Annotated in this window: 21 protein-coding genes; 12 read left to right on the forward strand and 9 right to left on the reverse strand. The window is 64.2% G+C overall.

Features of this window, described 5'->3' with window-relative positions:
• Positions 1 to 7: 7 nt before the first annotated feature.
• Positions 8 to 943, forward strand: coding sequence for an electron transfer flavoprotein subunit alpha/FixB family protein (locus KZJ38_RS06535; RefSeq protein WP_219799310.1), 936 nt, complete (start codon positions 8 to 10; stop codon positions 941 to 943).
• 120 nt (positions 944 to 1,063) lie between these two features.
• A complete protein-coding gene (locus KZJ38_RS06540) occupies positions 1,064 to 2,836 on the forward strand; it encodes an acyl-CoA dehydrogenase (protein WP_219799311.1) in 1,773 nt (590 codons plus the stop codon).
• Positions 2,837 to 3,088: 252 nt separating this feature from the next.
• On the opposite strand, the gene KZJ38_RS06545 is transcribed toward KZJ38_RS06540, so the two are convergent.
• Positions 3,089 to 4,375 carry a D-amino acid dehydrogenase gene (locus KZJ38_RS06545; RefSeq protein WP_219799312.1) on the reverse strand — a complete coding sequence of 429 codons (1,287 nt, stop codon included), beginning with the start codon at positions 4,373 to 4,375 and terminating at the stop codon, positions 3,089 to 3,091.
• Between the two features lie 212 nt (positions 4,376 to 4,587).
• Here KZJ38_RS06545 and KZJ38_RS06550 point away from each other — a divergent pair, with 212 nt between their 5' ends.
• Positions 4,588 to 5,076, forward strand: a complete 489-nt coding sequence (locus KZJ38_RS06550) for an Lrp/AsnC ligand binding domain-containing protein (RefSeq protein WP_219799313.1) — start codon at positions 4,588 to 4,590, stop codon at positions 5,074 to 5,076.
• Between the two features lie 179 nt (positions 5,077 to 5,255).
• Positions 5,256 to 6,416 carry a PA0069 family radical SAM protein gene (locus KZJ38_RS06555; protein ID WP_246641662.1) on the forward strand — a complete coding sequence of 387 codons (1,161 nt, stop codon included), beginning with the start codon at positions 5,256 to 5,258 and terminating at the stop codon, positions 6,414 to 6,416.
• A 60-nt stretch (positions 6,417 to 6,476) separates the two neighbouring features.
• On the opposite strand, the gene KZJ38_RS06560 is transcribed toward KZJ38_RS06555, so the two are convergent.
• Positions 6,477 to 6,944: an NINE protein gene (locus tag KZJ38_RS06560; protein WP_219799314.1), complete on the reverse strand. Its 468-nt coding sequence runs from the start codon at positions 6,942 to 6,944 to the stop codon at positions 6,477 to 6,479.
• 367 nt (positions 6,945 to 7,311) lie between these two features.
• On the opposite strand from KZJ38_RS06560, the gene rpsP reads away from it, so the two are divergent.
• The 6 genes from rpsP (at position 7,312) to KZJ38_RS06590 (ending at position 11,758) form a co-directional block, all read left to right on the forward strand.
• Positions 7,312 to 7,566 carry a 30S ribosomal protein S16 gene (gene rpsP, locus KZJ38_RS06565; protein WP_075157794.1) on the forward strand — a complete coding sequence of 85 codons (255 nt, stop codon included), beginning with the start codon at positions 7,312 to 7,314 and terminating at the stop codon, positions 7,564 to 7,566.
• 150 nt (positions 7,567 to 7,716) lie between these two features.
• Positions 7,717 to 8,469: a ribosome maturation factor RimM gene (gene rimM / locus KZJ38_RS06570; RefSeq protein WP_219799315.1), complete on the forward strand. Its 753-nt coding sequence runs from the start codon at positions 7,717 to 7,719 to the stop codon at positions 8,467 to 8,469.
• A 23-nt stretch (positions 8,470 to 8,492) separates the two neighbouring features.
• Positions 8,493 to 9,260: a tRNA (guanosine(37)-N1)-methyltransferase TrmD gene (gene trmD / locus KZJ38_RS06575; protein WP_219799316.1), complete on the forward strand. Its 768-nt coding sequence runs from the start codon at positions 8,493 to 8,495 to the stop codon at positions 9,258 to 9,260.
• 196 nt (positions 9,261 to 9,456) lie between these two features.
• Positions 9,457 to 9,840 carry a 50S ribosomal protein L19 gene (gene rplS / locus KZJ38_RS06580; protein WP_219799317.1) on the forward strand — a complete coding sequence of 128 codons (384 nt, stop codon included), beginning with the start codon at positions 9,457 to 9,459 and terminating at the stop codon, positions 9,838 to 9,840.
• Positions 9,841 to 9,935: 95 nt separating this feature from the next.
• Positions 9,936 to 10,643, forward strand: a complete 708-nt coding sequence (locus KZJ38_RS06585) for a CoA pyrophosphatase (RefSeq protein WP_219799318.1) — start codon at positions 9,936 to 9,938, stop codon at positions 10,641 to 10,643.
• A 176-nt stretch (positions 10,644 to 10,819) separates the two neighbouring features.
• Entirely contained in the window at positions 10,820 to 11,758 is a 939-nt protein-coding gene (locus KZJ38_RS06590; RefSeq protein ID WP_219799319.1) for a CobD/CbiB family protein, read from the forward strand.
• Between the two features lie 169 nt (positions 11,759 to 11,927).
• On the opposite strand, the gene KZJ38_RS06595 is transcribed toward KZJ38_RS06590, so the two are convergent.
• Genes KZJ38_RS06595 through KZJ38_RS06605 form a run of 3 tightly spaced genes read right to left on the reverse strand, consistent with a single transcriptional unit; the run spans position 11,928 to position 14,509 of the window.
• Entirely contained in the window at positions 11,928 to 12,248 is a 321-nt protein-coding gene (locus KZJ38_RS06595; RefSeq protein ID WP_219800149.1) for a putative signal transducing protein, read from the reverse strand.
• 6 nt (positions 12,249 to 12,254) lie between these two features.
• A complete protein-coding gene (rsgA, locus tag KZJ38_RS06600; protein WP_219799320.1) occupies positions 12,255 to 13,253 on the reverse strand; it encodes a ribosome small subunit-dependent GTPase A in 999 nt (332 codons plus the stop codon).
• Positions 13,250 to 14,509, reverse strand: a complete 1,260-nt coding sequence (locus tag KZJ38_RS06605; RefSeq protein WP_219799321.1) for a M48 family metallopeptidase — start codon at positions 14,507 to 14,509, stop codon at positions 13,250 to 13,252. Before KZJ38_RS06605 ends, rsgA begins: the two co-directional genes overlap by 4 nt.
• Before the next feature lie 165 nt (positions 14,510 to 14,674).
• Here KZJ38_RS06605 and orn point away from each other — a divergent pair, with 165 nt between their 5' ends.
• Positions 14,675 to 15,298: an oligoribonuclease gene (gene orn, locus KZJ38_RS06610; RefSeq protein WP_219799322.1), complete on the forward strand. Its 624-nt coding sequence runs from the start codon at positions 14,675 to 14,677 to the stop codon at positions 15,296 to 15,298.
• A 96-nt stretch (positions 15,299 to 15,394) separates the two neighbouring features.
• Here the strand turns inward: orn and mog are convergent, their stop codons facing one another.
• Positions 15,395 to 16,051 carry a molybdopterin adenylyltransferase gene (mog, locus tag KZJ38_RS06615; RefSeq protein ID WP_219799323.1) on the reverse strand — a complete coding sequence of 219 codons (657 nt, stop codon included), beginning with the start codon at positions 16,049 to 16,051 and terminating at the stop codon, positions 15,395 to 15,397.
• Positions 16,032 to 16,664: a ribosome biogenesis factor YjgA gene (gene yjgA, locus KZJ38_RS06620; protein WP_219799324.1), complete on the reverse strand. Its 633-nt coding sequence runs from the start codon at positions 16,662 to 16,664 to the stop codon at positions 16,032 to 16,034. Before yjgA ends, mog begins: the two co-directional genes overlap by 20 nt.
• Before the next feature lie 393 nt (positions 16,665 to 17,057).
• Here yjgA and pmbA point away from each other — a divergent pair, with 393 nt between their 5' ends.
• Positions 17,058 to 18,434 carry a metalloprotease PmbA gene (gene pmbA / locus KZJ38_RS06625; protein ID WP_219799325.1) on the forward strand — a complete coding sequence of 459 codons (1,377 nt, stop codon included), beginning with the start codon at positions 17,058 to 17,060 and terminating at the stop codon, positions 18,432 to 18,434.
• Positions 18,435 to 18,577: 143 nt separating this feature from the next.
• On the opposite strand, the gene KZJ38_RS06630 is transcribed toward pmbA, so the two are convergent.
• Positions 18,578 to 19,081, reverse strand: coding sequence for a dihydrofolate reductase (locus KZJ38_RS06630; protein ID WP_219799326.1), 504 nt, complete (start codon positions 19,079 to 19,081; stop codon positions 18,578 to 18,580).
• Positions 19,082 to 19,176: 95 nt separating this feature from the next.
• The gene (locus tag KZJ38_RS06635) at positions 19,177 to 20,727 is read right to left on the reverse strand and encodes a sigma-54-dependent transcriptional regulator (RefSeq protein ID WP_219799327.1); all 1,551 of its coding nucleotides are present in this window, start codon (positions 20,725 to 20,727) and stop codon (positions 19,177 to 19,179) included.

Raw genomic sequence — 20,727 nt, forward strand, 5'->3', positions numbered from 1 at the left:
ACAGGAAATGACGACTCTGGTAATTGCTGAACATGACAACGCGGCGCTCAAGGCAGCGACGCTCAACACCGTTGCCGCTGCGCAAAAGATCGGCGGCGACGTTCACCTGCTGGTGGCAGGTCACAACGCACAGGGCGCAGCAGACGCTGCGTCGAAAGTCGCAGGCGTAGCCAAGGTCCTGCTCGCCGACGCGCCGCAACTGGCCGAAGGTCTCGCGGAAAACATCGAAGCGACGGTCCTCGCGATCGCGAAGAACTATACGCACATCGTTGCGCCCGCAACGGCCTACGGCAAGAACATCGCGCCGCGCATCGCGGCAAAGCTCGACGTCGCGCAGATCAGCGACATCACCGCTGTAGATAGCCCCGACACGTTCGAGCGCCCGATCTACGCCGGCAACGCCATCGCGATCGTGCAGTCGGAAGACCCGGTCAAGGTCATCACGGTGCGCGCGACGGGCTTCGACCCGGTTGCCGCGGAAGGCGGCAGCGCGCCGGTCGAAAAGATCGAAGCCGCAGCGGATCGCGGCATCTCGCAGTTCGTGAACCGCGAAGTGACCAAGCTCGATCGCCCGGAACTGACGAGCGCGACGATCATCGTATCCGGCGGCCGGGGTCTCGGCAGCGGCGAAAACTACACGAAGGTGCTCGAGCCGCTCGCGGACAAACTCGGCGCGGCCATGGGCGCCTCGCGCGCTGCCGTCGACGCGGGCTATGTGCCGAACGACTATCAGGTCGGCCAGACCGGCAAGATCGTCGCGCCACAACTGTATGTGGCCGTCGGCATCTCAGGCGCGATCCAGCACCTCGCCGGCATGAAGGATTCGAAGGTGATCGTCGCGATCAACAAGGATCCCGAAGCGCCGATCTTCAGCGTCGCCGATTACGGTCTGGTCGGCGATCTGTTCACGCTCGTGCCCGAACTCGTGAACGAGCTCGGCTGATGAGCGGCGAACCGCAAACGCTGGCGTCGCGGCTGTGAGGTCGAGGCGTCAGGCGAAGCGAAGGGGCGCGAGGATCATCGATCCGGCGCCCCTTTTTTATCGTGCAGGGAGGAGGCAGACATGAGCTACACGGCACCCGTCAACGACATGCTGTTCGTGATGAAGGAACTGGCCGGACTCGACGACATCGCAGCATTGCCCGGCTATGAAGATGCGAACGCCGACACCGCGCAGGCAGTGCTCGACGAATCGGCGAAGTTCTGCGGCGAAGTGCTCGCGCCGCTCAATGTCGAAGGCGACCGCAATCCGAGCACATGGCGCGACGGCAAGGTCACAACGACGCCCGGTTTTAGCGATGCCTTCCGCCATTTCACGGCCGGCGGCTGGCAAAGCCTCCAGCATCCGCCCGAATACGAAGGCCAGGGCCTGCCGAAGCTGATCGCGACGCCTTGCCTCGAAATGCTGAACGCGTCGAACCTGTCGTTCGCGCTGTGTCCGATGCTGACCGACGGCGCCATCGAAGCGCTGCTGACGGCGGGTAGCGAAGAACAGAAACAGGCCTACGTGCCGAAGCTGCTGTCGGGCGTCTGGACCGGCACGATGAATCTCACGGAACCGCAGGCTGGCTCCGATCTCGCGCTCGTGCGCACGCGCGCCGAGCCGCAGGCGGACGGCAGCTACAAGCTGTTCGGCACGAAGATCTTCATTACGTGGGGCGAGCACGATATGGCGGACAACATCGTCCACCTCGTGCTGGCTCGCACGCCTGATGCGCCAGCCGGCGTGAAGGGCATTTCGCTATTCATCGTGCCGAAGTTCGTCGGCGGCGCGCGCAACGATGTGCATTGCGTATCGATCGAGCACAAGCTCGGCATCAAGGCGAGCCCGACGGCTGTTCTGCAATTCGGCGACCACGGCGGTGCCACCGGCTATCTGATCGGCGAAGAAAATCGCGGCCTCGAGTACATGTTCATCATGATGAACGCCGCGCGTTTCGCGGTTGGCGTGCAGGGCATCGCGATCTCGGACCGCGCGTATCAGAAGGCCGTCGCGTATGCGAAGGAGCGTGTGCAGAGCCGCCCGGTCGACGGCTCGTCGAAAGAGCCGGTCGCGATCATCGAGCATCCGGACGTGCGCCGCATGCTGTCGACGATGCGCGCGCTGACCGAAGCGTCGCGCGCGCTCGCTTACGTCGCGGCGGCGCATTGCGATCTTGCGCGCCGTCACCCCGATGCGGCGACGCGCGCTGGACACCAGGCGGTCTACGAATATCTCGTGCCGATCGTGAAGGGCTGGAGCACGGAACTGTCGCTCGACGTGACGAGCCTCGGCGTGCAGGTGCACGGCGGCATGGGCTTTATCGAAGAGACGGGCGCCGCGCAGTACTACCGCGACGCGCGCATTCTGCCGATCTACGAAGGCACGACCGCGATTCAGGCGAACGATCTGGTCGGCCGCAAGACGCTGCGCGATAACGGCGTGGTCGCGCAGCAACTGCTCGCGCAGATCGCGCAGACCGTCGATGCGCTTGTCGCGCAGCGCGGCGGCGCGTTCGAATCGATGCGTCAGCAACTATCTCATGCGCACCATGCGCTGCAGGCCTCGGTGAACTTCGTGGTCTGGAATGCGAAGAACGATCCGAACGCGGTGTTTGCGGGCAGCGTGCCGTATCTGAAGCTCGCGGGCATCGTGCTCGGCGGCTGGCAGATGGCGCGCGCGATGCTCGCCGCCGCGCGCAAGCGCGACGAAGATCCGTCGTTCTACGACGCGAAGATCGCCACCGCGCAGTTCTATGCCGAGCATGTGCTGCCGCAGGCCGCGGCGCTCGAAACGTCGATCGTCAGCGCGCGAGGCGGCGAGGGCGTGCTGGGGTTATCGGCGGATCAGTTCTGAGTGTCGTGAGCTGAACGCGGGGTCGTGCAGTACGAGCCCGCGTCCGACGTCATGCCGCCGGTGGGCAGCGCGCTCTGTGGTGGCGCGGCGAACGTTCGCCCGACGCGCAGGCCGCTGATCCCTTCGCCTGGCTTCGTATAGCGCGCGTGCTGGCGCCGTAGCGATGGAAACGAAAAGGGGGCGTTCGTTTGAACGCCCCCTGAACTTTTAGCGACTGCTTCTGCTTTGTGACTGCTTACGCGTTGGCACTGCTTATGCGTACGCCGGACGCGGCGTGCTGCCGAATTCGCGATCGTAGCGATGCACGGACAAATCGTGCGACTGGATCGCGGGCTTGCGGCCCGAGATCAGATCGGCGAGCAGTTGGCCCGAGCCGCACGACATCGTCCAGCCGAGCGTGCCGTGCCCCGTGTTCGTGAACAGGTTCGAAATCGGCGTGCGGCCGACGATCGGCGTGCCGTCCGGCGTCATCGGGCGCAGTCCCGTCCAGAACGTCGCCTTCGACGTATCGCCGCCGCCGGGGAACAGGTCGTTCACGCACATTTCGAGCGTTTCGCGGCGCGCTTCCTTGAGCTGCTTGTTAAAGCCGACGATCTCGGCCATGCCGCCGACGCGGATCCGGTCGTCGAAACGCGTGATCGCGATCTTGTACGTTTCGTCGAGCACGGTCGACACCGGCGCCGCTGCCGGATTCACGACCGGCGCCGTGATCGAATAGCCCTTGAGCGGATAGACCGGAATCTTGATCAGGTTCGCGAGGAACTGCGTCGAATACGATCCGAGCGCAACGACGAAAGCGTCCGCGCGCACGGTTTGCGCGCCGCATTTCACGCCGCCGATGCGGCCGCCGTCCATCAGCAGCGCGTCGATCGGCGTATTGAAGCGAAAGCGCACGCCGATCTGTTCGGCAAGCGCGGCAAGGCGCGTGGTGAACAGCTGGCAATCGCCGGTCTCGTCGCCGGGCAGGCGCAGGCCGCCGGTCAGCTTGTGCGCGGTCGCTGCAAGCGCCGGTTCGGCGCGCGCGAGATCGGCGGGCATCAGCAATTCGTACGCGACATTCGCTTCCTTGAGCACCGCGACGTCTTTGGCCGCGCCATCGAGTTGCTGCTGCGTGCGGAACAGCTGCAGTGTGCCGCCCGTGCGGCCTTCGTAGTGGATGCCGGTCTCGGCGCGCAGCGCCTGCAGGCAGTCGCGGCTGTATTCAGCAAGGCGCACCATGCGCGACTTGTTGATCGCATAGCGCTCGGACGTGCAGTTGCGCAGCATCTGCCACATCCATTGCAGCTGGAATTGCGAGCCGTCCAGACGGATGGCGAGCGGCGCGTGCTTCTGGAACATCCACTTGACGGCCTTCAGCGGCACACCGGGTGCAGCCCACGGCGACGCGTAGCCGGGCGAAATCTGCCCCGCGTTGGCGAAGCTCGTTTCGAGCGCCGGGCCGGCTTCGCGATCGATCACGGTGACCTCGTGGCCCGCGCGGGCGAGATAATAAGCACTCGTCACGCCGACGACGCCGCTGCCTAAGACGACTACACGCATTGCTCGACTCCCAGTAGTTTCGGGGCACGCCGCGTCTTAGTACCGTGTGTCGATTCGCTGACGTGCGCCCGATATTCAGGCTGACAGCGGATTAACGGGGTGATGTGCGGAATGTCCAGTGTTAACCGCTATACTATTGAGGTTGACGTAGGTTTTGTTATCGTATTTTTTCAAATTTCAGTAATAAACAGAGATTCCGAGAGACCCCAGCGATGAGAACGCAGCGTCAGCCGATCCGTGCGCTCGACAAGATCGATCGCAAGATTCTCAAGGTGCTGCAACTGGACGGCCGCATCGCGATGAAAGACCTCGCCGAACAGGTGGGGTTGTCGGTCACGCCTTGCATCGAGCGCGTCAAGCGCATGGAGCGCGACGCCGTCATCACGGGCTATTTCGCGCGCGTGAATCCGGCCGAACTGGGCGCGGCGCTGCTCGTGTTCGTCGAAATCACACTCGACCACAAAAGCGGCAACATGTTCGACCAGTTCCGGCGCGAGGTGCAGAAGATCCCGGAAGTACTCGAATGCCATCTGGTGTCGGGCGACTTCGACTATCTGATCAAGGCGCGCATCGGCGAAATGGCCGACTACCGGAAACTGCTCGGCGATATCCTGCTACAGCTACCCGGGGCGGTGCAGTCGAAAAGCTATGTGGTGATGGAGGAGATCAAGGAGACGCTGACGATCGCTGTCGGCGATTGACTGGTTTCTTGTGACTTGATGGCGCGCGTTTGCGGTCTTGTTTGCGGTCTCGACAAACGGCGTAAACACTGTATATTTATACAGGTGTTTTGCCGCTTTCAGTGTATGCCGTGAACGACGCCGACCCCGATTTTTCTCACGCTGGTTCCCGCGATCCTGCTCGTGCGCCCTCGCGCGCTTTGTCTCCCGATGTGTCGGCCGATGCGTCGTACGATCCGGACCGCGAGTATCCCGTTGCGCCGCCTGTGCCGCGCAAGGGCCGCGGCGCGGTGACGAACCTGCAGGGCCGCTACGAAGTTGACCAGCGCGAGGCCGTCGACGACGGCTGGACCGAATACGCGGAGCCCGGTGAGGAAGGTGAAAGCCCTGCGCTGCGCACTCAGGTGTTCGAGGAGCACGCGAAAAGCATCCTCACGCACAACGCGTCGCCGGATATTCCGTTCAGCGTGTCGCTCAATCCGTACCGCGGCTGCGAGCACGGCTGCATCTATTGCTTCGCGCGCCCGACGCACGCGTATCTGGGCCTGTCGCCGGGACTCGATTTCGAGAGCCGGATCTACGCGAAAGTCAATGCGCCGGAGCTGCTCGCACGCGAGCTGTCGAAGAAGAACTACGTGCCGGAGCCGATCGCGCTAGGCGTCAATACCGACGCGTGGCAACCGGTCGAGCGCGATTTGCGGTTGACGCGCCGCGTGATCGAGGTGCTGCACGACCGTCATCATCCGTTTGCGGCCATTACGAAGTCGTCGCTGATCGAGCGCGAACTCGATCTGCTCGTGCCGATGGCCGAACGCGGGCAGGTGATGGCCGCGATCACGATCACGACGCTCGACGCCGATATCGCGCGCACGCTCGAGCCGCGCGCGGCCACGCCGTCGCGGCGTCTGCGCACGATCCGCACGCTGTCCGAGGCGGGCGTGCCGGTCGGCGTCAGCATCGCGCCGGTCATTCCGTTCGTCACCGAACCCGATATGGAGCGCGTGCTCGAAGCGTGCGTCGAAGCGGGCGCGACCAGCGCGAGCTACATCGTGTTGCGCCTGCCGTGGGAAGTCGCGCCGTTATTCAAGGACTGGCTGGCCGCGCATTTCCCGGACCGCGCGGATCGGGTAATGAGCCGTGTGCGCGATATGCGCGGCGGCAAGGACTACGATTCGTCGTTCGCGCACCGGATGAAGGGCGAGGGACTATGGGCGGATCTGCTGAAGCAGCGGTTCGCGAAGGCGACGCGGCGGTTGGGGTTGAATGCGCGGCAGCACGGCATTCTCGATATGTCGCAGTTTCGGCGCGTCGAGCCGCCGCCGAAGCCGGCGGCGGATGACAAGCAGCTCGATCTGTTTTAGGCGATGGCGGTCGTCGCGGCCGTCACGTCCGTGGCGGCTTTGGAGGCTACGGCTCGAGGACTATTGCGAAATCGACTTCGCCGCCTCGATCTGCGACTCGAAGTAAGTCTGAAACGTCACCGCGAGGCCCGTCATCAGCAGAAACGCGCCGATCAGCAGCGAAAAGATCACGACGAAGATCACGGTCCAGCCGGACTCGCTGTCGCGCCCGGTGTGCGCATTGAACTGCGCGTCCCATTTCTCGTCGGGGCGCAGCCCATAGACGATCGCCGCCAGAAATGCCGCAAGCAGCGAGATCGTGCCCGGTACGACGAGCGCCCAGCCGAGGATCGACGCACGTTCGGTCGCCATCAGCAGCAGGAAGCCCGGCACGCCGATCAGCGTGCCGACGATATGCGCCCAGCCGAACACGTCGCGCGCGCCATACAGATAGAAACGGTGCGCGCCGAGCGAGCCGAAGAAGAACGCGAGTGCGGCAGTCAGGGTTTTGGAACGAAAACGCGCGGGATGCGAAGCGGCAGTCGACATGAAAGTAGGCGGCAAGGTAACGGGCGGCGCAGTCCGGTATCAGATAAGGAGGGGGTGAGCGCCGACGCGCATTCTACGCTGTGACGCCTCGTGCCCGTCAGGTGGCGTGGTGACGCGGGCCGGGCTGGATTGCGCCGACCTGGGCGGCCGGGCGTACGTGCGGCGTCTCCGCCGCTGTTGTTCAGATGTTTTGACGCGCCCGGCGAAGGCCTCGCCGGCACGCCGGCCGTCGATCGCGTTGTAATTTCACACCGGCCAATCCCGTGGCGCGCTCAGTTTATGCCGGTAAGTGTTTGTTATGGCTTTGCTTTCCGGCTATAATCTCGCGTTTCAGTAGTTCCGAACCCGGTTTTCAAGGACTTTAAGTATGGTCATCATCCGCTTGGCTCGTGGCGGCTCGAAGAAGCGCCCGTTCTACAACATCGTCGCTACCGACTCGCGTAACCGCCGTGACGGCCGTTTCATCGAGCGCATCGGTTTCTACAACCCGGTCGCGACCAAGGGCGAAGCGCTGCGCATCGCGCAAGACCGCCTGACCCACTGGCAAAGCGTTGGCGCGCAACTGTCGGAAACGGTTCAGCGTCTCGTGAAGGAAGCGCAAAAGGCGCAACCGGCTGCTTAATTGTGGCAAAAGCGCGTGGCAAAAGCGTGTGGCAAATGCGGTGGCAACTGAGGTGGCAGCGAGAAGTAGTGAGCATCGGCCGCCTGCCGCGCGTGCTGCGAGGGCAGTCCGGTGCTTCCGTTTTACGGGTGTCAGTCAGGAGGTCCGCTGATGTCCGCGCGTGATTCAGGCAGTTCCGGTCGCGCGAAAGCGTCATCTGGCGCGTCGTTTGGGGTGTTTGCCCGCAAGCCTGCCAAGCCGGGTGCGGGAAGAGGCGGCGCGAACAGCGCCGCGGCGCCCGAGCCGGTTGAACAGCAGCAGGCCATGCAGGCGGAGTCGGCCGAAAGCTGGCCGGACGACGCGATCGAAGTCGGCGCCATCGTCGACGCTTACGGTCTCAAAGGCTGGGTCAAGCTGGCCGCGCATGCGGGTGGCGGTCAGGGCGGCGACGCGTTGCTCAACGCCCGGCGCTGGTGGCTGCTGAAGGCGCCGCAACATGGTCAGCTGCGAGGCAATGCGCAGGCGCAGGACCGCAAGTCCGCGCCGGTCAAGCAGTCGAAAGTGCATGGCGACAGCATCGTCGCTGAGCTGGGCGGCCTCGCGGGTCGCGACGAAGCACTGCTGTTGCGCGGCTACCGTGTGTACGTGCGCCGCAGCGACTTCCCGGCGCTCGAAGCAGACGAGTACTACTGGGTCGACCTGCTCGGCCTCGATGTCGTCAACGAGGCGGGCGTCGAACTGGGCAAGGTGGCCGACATGATCGACAACGGCGCGCAGGCGGTGTTGCGCATCGAATATCCGGCCACCGGCAAAGACGGCAAGCCGGCCACCGGCGAGCGGCTCATTCCGTTTGTCGGTGTCTATGTGAAGACGGTGGATCAGGCGGCGAAGCGCATCATCGTCGACTGGGAAGCCGATTACTGAATGATTCGCTGAAGGGGAGAGCGATGCAGTTCGACGTCGTCACGCTCTTTCCGGACATGTTTCGCGCGCTGACCGATTGGGGCATCACGAGCCGCGCGGTGAAGCAGCAGCGCTTCGGGTTGCGTACGTGGAATCCGCGCGATTTCACGACCGACAACTACCGCACGGTCGATGATCGTCCGTACGGCGGCGGCCCTGGCATGGTTATGCTGGCCAGACCGCTCGAAGACGCGATCGGCGCGGCAAAAGCGGCCCAGGCAGAACAAGGCATTACCGGCTCGCGCGTCGTCATGATGTCGCCGCAAGGCAAGACGCTCGATCACGGCAGCGTGATGCGCTTCGCGGCGCAACCGGGCCTGATTATGCTGTGCGGCCGGTATGAAGCGATCGATCAGCGGCTGATCGAACGCTGCGTCGACGAAGAAGTGAGCCTCGGCGACTTCGTGCTGTCAGGCGGTGAGCTTCCCGCGATGGCCTTGATGGACGCCGTGGTGCGGCAGTTGCCGGGCGTGCTCAACGATGCGCAGTCGGCGGTGCAGGACAGCTTCGTCGACGGTTTGCTCGACTGCCCGCACTACACGCGGCCCGAGGAATATCAGGGCGTGCGGGTGCCCGATGTGCTGCTCGGCGGCCATCATGCGGAAATCGAGCTCTGGCGCCGACGCGAAGCGCTGCGCAATACGCTCGAAAAGCGGCCCGATCTGGTTGATCGGGCGCGTACGAACAGGTTGTTGAGCCGTGCCGATGAGGCATGGCTCGCAAGTCTCGCGAAAGAAGCGTCGAAGGCCTGATTGCGGTTCGGTAGCGCGGTTCGGTAGAATCCGCAGCAGGGTCGGCGGCGCAAGTCGCGAGACATAGGCGGGGCCGTTCATGCGTGAGCGGTTCCAGTGGTGAACCCATCCTCTATCGGGGCCGTAGCCGAACGTAGCAGCAACATCGCGCGTGAGGCAGGTACGAACGCCGACAAGATGGCATAAGGAGTTAATCGTGAATCTGATTGAAAAACTCGAGCAGGAAGAAATCGAGCGCGCGCTCGCCGGCAAGACCATTCCCGAATTCGCCCCCGGCGATACGGTGATCGTCAACGTGAACGTCGTCGAAGGTAACCGCAAGCGCGTTCAGGCGTATGAAGGCGTCGTGATCGCGAAGCGTAACCGTGGTCTGAACTCGTCGTTCATCGTCCGCAAGATCTCGTCGGGCGAAGGCGTCGAGCGTACGTTCCAGACGTACTCGCCGCTGCTCGCGAGCATCGTCGTGAAGCGTCGCGGTGACGTGCGTCGCGCAAAGCTGTACTACCTGCGCGAGCGTTCGGGCAAGTCGGCGCGGATCAAGGAAAAGCTGGTGTCGAAAGACCGCGCTGCCCAGGAGTAAAAGCTGTAAGAAAAAAGCACCCACCCCGGGTGCTTTTTTCTTGAGTGGTTCAAAATAGCGAGGTATCCAATTTTTACCCGCTACCGGGGTTGCCATTGTCCCGTCCCGTCCGTCCTCCTCGTCCGGTCTTCGAGCCCGAGTCCCTGCCTGTCGAATCGACGGGTGCCGATCTGCCTGCGGTAACACCTGAACGCCTGAGCGCGGACGGCCTGCGCGCGCGCTTCGAACAGCAGCTGCGCTGGGAGGCCGAGCCTCGCGAAGTGCTCTGGCGCGACGATATCGACCCGCGCGTCGCCGCTGTGCTGATTCCGCTAGTCGTGCGCGACGCGGGCCTGACCGTGTTGCTCACGCAGCGCGCGGACCATCTGAGCGACCACGCAGGTCAAGTGAGCTTTCCAGGCGGCCGCCACGAGCCGACCGATGCCAATACCATTGCGACCGCGTTGCGCGAGGCGCAGGAAGAAGTGAGCCTCGACCCGCAACGCGTCGAAGTGCTGGGCGCGCTGCCCGACTATCTGACCAGCACCGGCTTTCGCGTGACGCCGGTAGTCGGCCTGGTGCACCCGCCGTTCACAGTGCATGCCGATACGCTCGAGGTGGCCGATATCTTCGAAGTGCCGCTCGCGTTCCTGATGAATCCGGCGAACCACGAGGTGCGCGTGTTGCGTTGGGAGCAGGGCGAGCGTCGCTTTTTTGCAATGCCTTATCCGCGCGCCGATCGAAGCGAGACCGGAGGTCATTACTTCATCTGGGGTGCAACGGCCGGCATGTTGCGCAATTTCTATCGCTTCCTCGCCGCCTGACGGCTGCCACGCGCGCAGGCGCGCGCGATGCGTATCGTGTCGCGTTGTCGCTTTGTAATCGCAGCTGATCGTTCATATCCGACCCTGTGCTATCTTACTGATCGAACGCAAAGGTCCGATGTAAGACCCGGGGAACCCGGCAAAATCGCAATAACTCGAAAAGCACGGCGCATCGCATGACTTTTTTTTCCGTATTGCTGGCTCTGATTCTCGAACAGGTCCGTGCGCTGTCGCCGAGCAATCCGATCGCGTCACTGCTTCAATACCACGCGGAATCGACCGCGCATGGCTTCGATGCCGGCAAGGAAAGACATGGCGTGCTCGCATGGCTCGTGGTCGTGCTGCCCTGGACGCTCGCGGTCGGCCTTGTCTATTTCGTGCTGTATCAGATTCACTTTGCACTGGCATTCCTGTGGAACGTCGTGATCGTCTACTTCACGCTCGGTTTCCGCCAGTTCAGCCACTATTTCACCGATATCCATCTCGCGCTCAATAACGACGACGTGCCGCGCGCCCGCGAGATTCTCAACGAATGGACCGGCATCGACACCGTCGATATGCCGGTCAGCGAGATCGTGCGCCATACGCTGATTCACGCCGTGGTTGCATCGCATCGGCATGTGTTTGGCGTGTTCTTCTGGTTCCTCGTGCCGATCGGCCCGGCGGGTGCTGTGCTGTATCGCGTTGCCGAGTACCTTGCGCGCGCGTGGTCGCAGCCGGTCGAGGAGCGCACGGCCGCTTTCTCGACGTTTGCGCAGCGCGCGTTCTTCGTGATCGACTGGATCCCGGCGCGGTTGACGTCGCTGGGCTTCGCGATTGTGGGCAATTTCGAGGATGCGATCTACGCGTGGCGCAATCATGCGCGGCAATGGCCCGATCCGAACGACGGCGTGCTGCTCGCGGCCGGCAGCGGTGCGCTCGGTGCGCGCCTGTCGGGTCCGCTGGCGGAGATTTCGAGCCTCGATGCGCTCGCGACCGGCGATGGCGGTCCGATGCTGGTCGGTGACGACTGCACGCCGCGCACGCTGCAATCGGCGGTGGGCCTCGTCTGGCGCGCGGTCATCCTGTGGATGATCCTGTTGCTGATGCTGACGATCGCGGTCTGGTTGTCCTGAATCTGCGAGCCCTCAACGCTGCGGGCTGGGATTAAAGCGCGGGCGGCGGTCGCCGGCCCAAGCCCGGAGCCCTCGACGCTGCGAATCGCGATTAACGCGCGGCCGCGGTTCGAGCCGCCGCACGACTCAGCGGCGCAGACACAAGCCCCATCGCCGCCACAGCCAGACCTCACCCATCCAGCGGATTACGCGGCGTCCCGCACTGCCAGCACACCGTGAACTGCGGCTCGAGCATTTCGCCGCAATGACCGCATCGCCATCCGGGCGTCCCGGCCGCCGGCCCGCGCAAGGCCGCCTCGATCAATCGTCTTGCCAGCGCTTCGTCGCGTTCGTCGACGAGCCACAACTCGGGCGCGCACTGATCGGCCGGGATATCGCCTAACGCGCCGTTCAGATAGCGGTTATGCAGTTCACAGACGATACCGGCGGTCGCAAGCAGATTGACCCAATGCTGGCCGATCAGCAGACTCGGTGCGCGCAGCAGTCTGATCATCGGTCAGCGCACCACCTGGCTTGCCTCGTGCACGAGCTGCGCATAGAGCGCGTGACGCTCGCGCGCGATGCGGCCGTCCGCGACCGCTTCGAGAACCGCGCAACCCGGTTCGTGCAGATGATGGCAGTTGTAGAACCGACAGTTCGCGAGCAGCGGCCGGAATTCGGGAAACGCGCGCTCAAGCGTGCCTTCGGTCAAATGATGGAGGCCGAACTCCTGGAAGCCGGGCGAGTCGATCAGCGCGCCGTCGCCATGATCGTGGTCAGACTCCTGAGCGGGAGCCGATAGCGGATAAAGCCGCGTGAACGTCGTCGTATGCCGGCCGCTATTGAGTGCGGTCGAAATCTCGCGCGTCGCGGCTTCGGCATCGGGCACGATCAGGTTCACGAGCGTCGATTTCCCCATGCCGGACTGGCCGAGCAGCAGCGTCGCGTGGCCGTGCAGGTGCTCGATCAGCGTGGCGTGCGCCGCGTCGGGCTGCGTCCTGATCGACATTTCGAGCACCGTGTAGCCGAGCGTGCGATACCGCGCGAGACGTTGCCGCGCAAGCGGCAGCGCCGCCTCGACGTCGGTCTTGTTCAGCACGATGAGCGGCTTCAGCTCGTTTGCTTCAGCCGCGACCAGCGCGCGGCCGAGCAGGTCTTCGCTGAAATGCGGTTCGGTCGCGAGCACGATCAGCAACTGATCGAGGTTCGCGGCAAAGAGCTTCGACTTGTACTGATCGGACCGGTACAGCAGATTGCGGCGCTCGCCGATCTCGACAATCACGCCCTGGTCCGCCGACGTCATCTCATAGACGACGTGATCGCCGACCGCCACCTCGCTGCGCTTGCCGCGCGGAAAGCATTGGAGCATCGCACCGCCACCCGACGGCGCGACGAGGTAATGGCGCCCGTGCGCGGCGATCACAAGCCCGCGCGCGCGACCCGCGGCGCGCGCGTCCGCCGCGCTTGCCGGGCTCGCTGTGCCTTTAGCGCCGCGTCTGGCCGGACGGCCGCTCATGCGTGCTGCAGCAGCCGGTCGATCCGCTGCGAAGCGGGCGGATGCGAGTAATAGAACGCGGTGTATAGCGGATCGGGCGTCAGCGTCGACGCGTTGTCCTCGTACAGCTTGACGAGCGCGCTGACGAGGTCCTTCGCATCGGTCTGCGAGGCCGCGAACGCATCGGCTTCGAACTCGTGCTTGCGCGAGCTCAGGCTGCCAAGCGGCGTAACGAAGAACAGGAATACCGGCACCGCGAGGAAGAACAGCACGAGCGCGAGCCCATCGTTGCTGCCCGACAGCGATGGCCGCACACCGAGCCCTTCGTAGAACCAGACGCGCTGCGACAGCCAGCCGAGCAGCGCGAGCATCGCGAGGCTCAGCGCGAATGTGACGACCATCCGCTTGATCACGTGGCGGCGCTTGAAGTGCCCCAGCTCGTGCGCGAGCACCGCCTCGATCTCGCTGCCTGAGAGGCGCGCGAGCAGCGTATCGAAGAACACGATGCGCTTGGCCGCGCCGAAGCCCGTGAAGTACGCATTGCCGTGCGCGGAGCGACGGCTGCCGTCCATTACAAAAAGGCCTTTGGCGGCGAACCCGCAGCGCTTCATCAGCGCTTCGATGCGGCTTTTCAGCGCTTCGTCCTTCAGCGGTTCGAACTTGTTGAAGATCGGCGCGATGAGGGTGGGATACAGCACGAGCACGAGCATCTGGAACACCACCCAGACAATCCACGTCCACAGCCACCATAGGCTGCCCGCCTGATCCATCAACCACAGCACGATGAACAGCAGCGGCAGACCGAACGCGGCGCCGAGCAGCACGCCTTTCACGCGGTCGGCGAAAAAGATGCGCTTGGTCATGCGGTTAAACCCGAAGCGCTCTTCGACACTGAATTGCCGGTAGTAATCGAACGGCAGGTCGATGATGCCGGTAATCGCGATGACCGCCCCGACGAGCACGATCTGGCCGATAAAGCCGCGCCCGAGCCAGTTCGAGATGCCGAAATCGAGCGCCTGCACGCCGCCTAACAGCGTGAGGGCGATCAGCACGGCCGCGCCGACGACGATCTCGGCCATCGTCAGCCGCGTGCGCTCAACGGTGTAATCGGCGGCGCGCTGATGCGCGGTCAGCGGAATCTTCGCGGCGAACTGCGGCGGCACATCGGCGCGGTGCGCGGCGACGAAGCGGATCTGTCGCGACGCAAGCCACAGCTTCGTCACGACCATCGCCAGAACGGCGATCACGAACAGAATGGAGAAGTACACAATGGGCATCCGGAAGTCCGTGGTAACTATGCGACAATTATAGGGTTGTTCGTGCCAGCGGGCGCCTTCCACACGGAGCCGGATAGGCCAAACAGACCTGACAGACCAAACAGGCCGCGGACCCTATCCACCATACAGGCCATCCCGCCGGATTCTCACCTGAGCCCATCTCCCATGACCGACATCATCGACCCCGCCGCCGCACCGCTTGCTCTGCCTGCGCGCAGCGACATGAACCTTATCTGGCTCGATATGGAAATGACCGGACTCGATCCGGACAACGACCGCATCATCGAAATCGCGGTCGTCGTGACGAATTCGCAGCTCGACAAGGTGGTCGAAGGGCCGGTTCTCGCGATCCATCAAAGCGACGAAACCCTCAACAAGATGGACGAGTGGAACCGCAATACGCACGGCCGTTCGGGCCTGATCGACCGCGTGCGCGCATCGTCCGTCGATGAAGCCGCCGCCACCGCGCAGATTCGCGCGTTTCTCGGCGAATACGTGCCGCCCGGCAAATCGCCGATGTGCGGCAACTCGATCTGCCAGGACCGCCGCTTCATGGCGCGCTGGATGCCGGAACTCGAAGCGTTCTTCCATTACCGGAATCTCGACGTCAGCACGCTGAAAGAACTGTGCCGGCGCTGGCAGCCCGCGATCTACAAAGGGTTTCAGAAGCGCGCAATGCATACCGCGCTCGCCGATATCCACGAATCGATCGACGAATTGCGCTACTACCGCCAGCATTTCCTGATTCCGGAAGCGAGTGCGCCGGTAACGGACGCGCCGGCGAAGTAAGTCGAAGTCACTCCAGTCACACCGCCATCTCGCGCGACAGGCGCGCTGCGAAAAGCAGCCAGCGCCTTTATCTTCGCTTTACCTTCACCTTCACCTTCAGCGCGGCGCGCGCACCGCGTTCTTCGGCCGGAACGCCGCGACCACCGCCGCATTCGTCTCGATGTACGGCCCGCCGATCAGATCGATGCAGTAGGGTACCGCGGCAAAAATACCGGGCACCTTCACCTTGCCGTCGGCGTCTCGCAAACCCTCGAGCGTCTCCCGGATCGACTTCGGCTGCCCCGGCAGATTGACGATCAGCGCCGCGCGCGCGGGCGTCTCGCGGATCACCGCGACCTGCCGCGACAGGATCGCGGTCGGCACGAAGTTGAGGCTGATCTGCCGCATCTGTTCGCCGAAACCCGGCATTTCCTTCGTTCCCGCCGCGAGCGTCGCTTCGGGCGTCACATCGCGGCGCGCTGGTCCGGTGCCGCCGGTCGTCAGCACGAGGTCGCAGCCGGCTGAGTCGACGAGCTCGATCAGGGTCGACGTGATGGTCGGCGCGTCGTCCTGGATCAGGCGCGTGACGCTGCGCCACGGCGACGTCAGCGCCCCGCCGAGCCATTCTTCGAGCGACGGAATGCCTTTGTCCTCGTAGACGCCGGTGCTTGCGCGGTCGCTGATCGAAACGAGGCCGACGATCAGCTCGTCCGGGTGACTGCGGTTGTGGCCAACTGAAGGGTTAACTGCAGGATTAACTGCGGGAGTCGTCATCGTCGTCTTCCTCGACGTCGGAATCGCTATCGGTGTCGCCGTCGGCGCCGCTATGGCCGGCCATCTTCACGCCGCCCGCGAGCTTGACCCACTGGAACAGCTCGCGGAAGTAGCGCGGCGGCTTGCCAAGCTGCGCTTCCTTGCGTGCGTTGCGGATCAGCGTGCGGCCTTCCTGCGGGTCCGCGGCAGGATGCCGGCGGATAAATTCGGTGAGCGCGGCGTCGTCGGCGAGCAGCGCCTCGCGCGTGCGTTCGATCCAGTGCAGCTTCGCGGTCTCGGCGCGGTTCGCGCCGTTGTAGGTATCGAGCGCGGTGCGCAGGGCGGCGGTTTCTTCGTCGGAAAGCGAGCGCATCACTCGTCCGACGTATTGAATCTGGCGGCGCTTGCCTTCGTGGTCGGTGATGCGGCGCGCCGCGCGCACCGCTTCGTCGAGCGCTTCGGGCATCGGCATGCGTTTGAGCGCATCTTTCGGCAGTTCGACGAGCGCGACGCCCAGTGTCTGCAGCGCGTGCATCTCGCGCTTCAGTTGCGATTTGCTGGGGCGGTCGTAGCCGTGGTCGTCGTCGGCGGCGGCCGCGTCCGACATAGGTTGAATACGGGTTTTGCGTGTCATGCCCGATATTGTAACGTGCGAGTTTCGGCGCACCTGCATGGAAACTGCGTGGAAACTGCGCGGGACCTTCAGCAAAGCCCAGGTGAGTCCGCGCGGACCTTGTTATGATCGCGTGATGCGCGCTGACATGTATCCGTAACACGGCAAGCGTTGGTGCTGGCAACTGCGCCTGGCGACCGCGCGGCAACCACGCCCGGCAAGCTTGCCGGGCAACCGCGGCCGGTAGAGCGGCCAGTAGCCGCAGCAGTTTTCCGCCGCAGTTATACGCGCAGTTACACGCAGCAGTTACACGCGGCAGCACACACGCGATACCATGCGCAACCCAGCGCGTCACCGCCACGCGGGCTTAAGCCCGGCGCGAGCGCGGTACGCCAACCGAGGACGGCAATCACAATGGCAGCAGATATCGAAACCGAAGCCCGGCAGCGTTATTTTCCGCATACCCAGGACGAGCTGAAGCAGATCGCGTCGGACATTCTTCGCCACGCGAAGTCGATCGGCGCAAGCGATGCGGCGACCGAAATTTCCGAAGGCGATGGGCTGTCCGTCTCGGTGCGGCGCGGCGAAGTCGAAACGATCGAGCACAACCGCGACAAGATGGTCGGCGTGACGGTGTTTATCGGCAACAAGCGCGGCAACGCGAGTACGTCCGACTTTTCGCCGGAAGCGCTGAAAGACACGGTCACGGCTGCGTACAACATCGCGCGCTTCACGGCCGAGGACGACTGCGCGGGTCTCGCCGAAGACGAGCTGCTCGAAAAGGCGCCGCAAGACCTCGATCTGTATCACCCGTGGAATCTGTCGGCCGACGAAGCAGTCGAGATCGCGCGCCGCGCCGAAGACGCCGCATTCGCAACGGACGCGCAAATCCGCAATTCCGAAGGCGCGAGCGTCTCGGCGCAGCATTCGCAATTCGTGCTCGGCACGTCGCGTGGCTTCCTCGCCGGCTATCCGTATTCGCGACACTACGTCGCCTGTGCGCCGATCGCGGGCAGCGGGCGCAACATGCAGCGCGACGACTGGTATACGTCGAAGCGCAGCGCAACCGAACTGGCGGAACCGGAAGCCGTCGGCCGCTATGCCGCCGAACGCGCGCTCGCGCGCATCGGCGCGCGCGGCCTCGATACGCGCAAGGTGCCGGTGCTGTTCGAAGCGCCGCTCGCCGCGGGCCTGCTCGGCGCCTTCGTGCAAGCCACGAGCGGCGGCGCGCTCTATCGCAAGACGACGTTTCTCGTCGACAGCCTCGGCAAGCCGGTGTTCGCGCCGCACATCCAGGTCGTCGAAGATCCGCATGTGCCGCGCGCGATGGGCAGCGCGCCGTTCGACGAAGAGGGCGTACGCACGCGTCAGCGTTCGGTCGTGAAAGATGGCGTGGTGGAAGGCTATTTCCTGTCCACGTATTCGGCGCGCAAGCTCGGTATGCCGACCACCGGCAATGCAGGCGGCTCGCACAACATCTCGCTGAAGAGCTCGCTCACGCAGCCCGACGACGATTTCGAAGCGATGCTGAAGAAGCTCGGCACGGGCCTGCTGCTGACCGAGCTGATGGGGCAGGGCGTCAACTACGTGACCGGCGATTATTCGCGCGGCGCGTCGGGCTTCTGGGTCGAGAACGGCAAGATCCAGTATCCGGTCGAAGAGATTACCGTGGCGAGCACGCTGCAGGAGATGTTCCGGCATATCGTCGCGATCGGCGCCGACACGATCGTGCGCGGCACGAAGCACACGGGCTCGGTGCTGATCGAGCGGATGACGATCGCGGGACAGTGAAGGCGCCGCGGCCACGGGCCGTGGCAGGCGGCTGAATCGCGCTCCGAGTCGCACTGAGTTGCGCAGAAAGTTCGACCCGAAGCAGTCCGCTCAGGACAATCAATCGCCACGCCGCGCGCAAGCGCCGCGTGGCGATTTAATTTTTAGCGCGGGTTTTTGCGTCGATAAGTGACGAACGCGTAGTCGAACTCGTTCGGCGGATTCGCGCGATGCGCCTCGCGCGTCACTTCTTCCCATTCGCGCGGGTCGGGTGCCGGAAACGTCGTATCGCCTTCGAAGTCGTCGGAAATTTCCGTGACGATCAGTTTGTGCGCCTCACGCAAGCCATCCTCGTAAAGCTGCGCGCCGCCGATCAGAAACGCTTCGGGCGCCTGATCCTGCGCGGCGAGTTCGAGCGCCGCCGCAAGGCTCGTGACCGTATCGCAGCCGTCGTAGCGACGCGTCGCATCGCGCGACACGACGATATTGCGGCGGCCCGGCAGCACGCGGCCAATCGATTCATGGGTCTTGCGGCCCATGACGATCGGCGCGCCCATGGTCGTGCGCTTGAAAAACGCGAGGTCTTCGGGAAGCCGCCAGGGCAGTTGGTTATCGCGGCCGATCACGCCGTTACGGGCGCGAGCGACGATCAGGGTCAGCGTCGTCATGAGAAAGGCGGGAGAATCGGTTCGCAGCGATTCTACCCGACGCGCGCGGAAGCGCCTTGCCGTTTTACTTTCGAGCGGCGCAGCGAAACGCGCCTTCATTCGCGCACATCGCTTTCCCCCGGAAACACGCCCTTGTCGTCGCCGTTCGTCGAGTCGCGCAAGCCATGCGAACCCATCAGCCGATACAACGTGACGCGCGAAATACCGAGGTCCGCCGCCGCCTCGTTCAAACGATGCCGATGCCTGAGCAGTGCCGATTCGATCGCGCGCTTCTCCGCTGCCTCGCGCGCCTGCGCAAGCGACATCGTCTGTTGCGCGCTGTAGTTGGCCAGATCGAGGTCCTCGGCCGAAATCAGCTTCGTCTCGGCCATCACGATCGCGCGCCGCACGCGGTTGATCAGCTCGCGCACATTGCCGGGCCAGTTGTAGTTGTACATCGCCTCGATCGCGGACGGCGTGAAGCCGCGAATCTTGCGCGCGCTGTCGGACTTGAACTTGTGCAGGATGTGATGCGCGAGAATTTCGATGTCCTTGCCGCGTGCGCGCAGCGGCGGTTCGTCGACGCGCAGCACGCACAGGCGGTGAAACAGGTCCGCGCGGAAGCGTCCTTCGCGCATCGCGTCTTCGAGGTCCACGTGCGTCGCCGAAATGATGCGCACGTCGACGGCAATCGATTCGTGGCCGCCGAGCCGCTCGATCTTGCCTTCCTGCAGGAAACGCAACAGGCTTGCCTGGCTTTCCATCGGCAGGTCGCCGATTTCGTCGAGAAACAGCGTGCCGCCATTGGCCGCTTCGACGCGCCCGATCTTGCGCTGATTCGCGCCGGTAAACGCGCCGCGCTCGTAGCCGAACAGTTCGGACTGCAACAGGTGATGCGGAATCGCGCCGCAGTTGATCGCCACGAACGGCGCATTGCGGCGCGGCGAACGTTCGTGAATCGCCACCGCGGTCAACTCCTTGCCGGTGCCCGATTCGCCGGAGATAAACACCGGTGCGTCGGTGTTCGCGACCTTGCGGATCGTGCGGAACAAGGCCTGCATCGCATCGCAGGTGCCGACCATCTCGTCGTCTTCGTGCGCGACATCGGCGGGCACGTCGGCGTCGTGTAGCGTGACCATGCCGAACGCGTGGCCGACCAGATAGTCGATCGTTGCGTGGGCAACCGGCATTTTCACGTAGTCGAAACAGTAGTGGCGGATCAGGCGCCGTACCTCGGGGTCCGCGAGGCGCTCCGGATTCGCGAGCGCGATCCAGCCGACCTGCTGCTGACGCAGGCTCGCTTCGAGCGTGGCAAGATCGCGCAGCGGGAAGTTCGCCATATCGACGATGCCCGCGCATACGGCTTCGGGCTTCAGCAGGCGGCTGATTTCGTGCGCGGAGCGCGCGGTCAGCACCGACCAGCCGCGGCTTTTCAGATGCGCGACGAGCGTCTCGTCGGGCGTGCGCGTGAGGTAGAGCAGCGTGCGGTCGTTGCGCGCGCGCTTACCGGTGGTATCGGCTGTACTCGCGTCCTGTACGACCGGCGCAACCGGTGCAAGCGGCGCGACCGGCGCGCCCGTCGACGGCAACGGAGTGCGCGAGGCCGAAACAGGCGGGCCGCCCGACGCGATGGTTGGCACGGAAGTCAGATGAGAGGGTTCACGCAC

Origin of the sequence: Paraburkholderia edwinii (genome assembly GCF_019428685.1) — a bacterium.
GTDB classification, from domain to species: Bacteria; Pseudomonadota; Gammaproteobacteria; order Burkholderiales; family Burkholderiaceae; genus Paraburkholderia; species Paraburkholderia edwinii.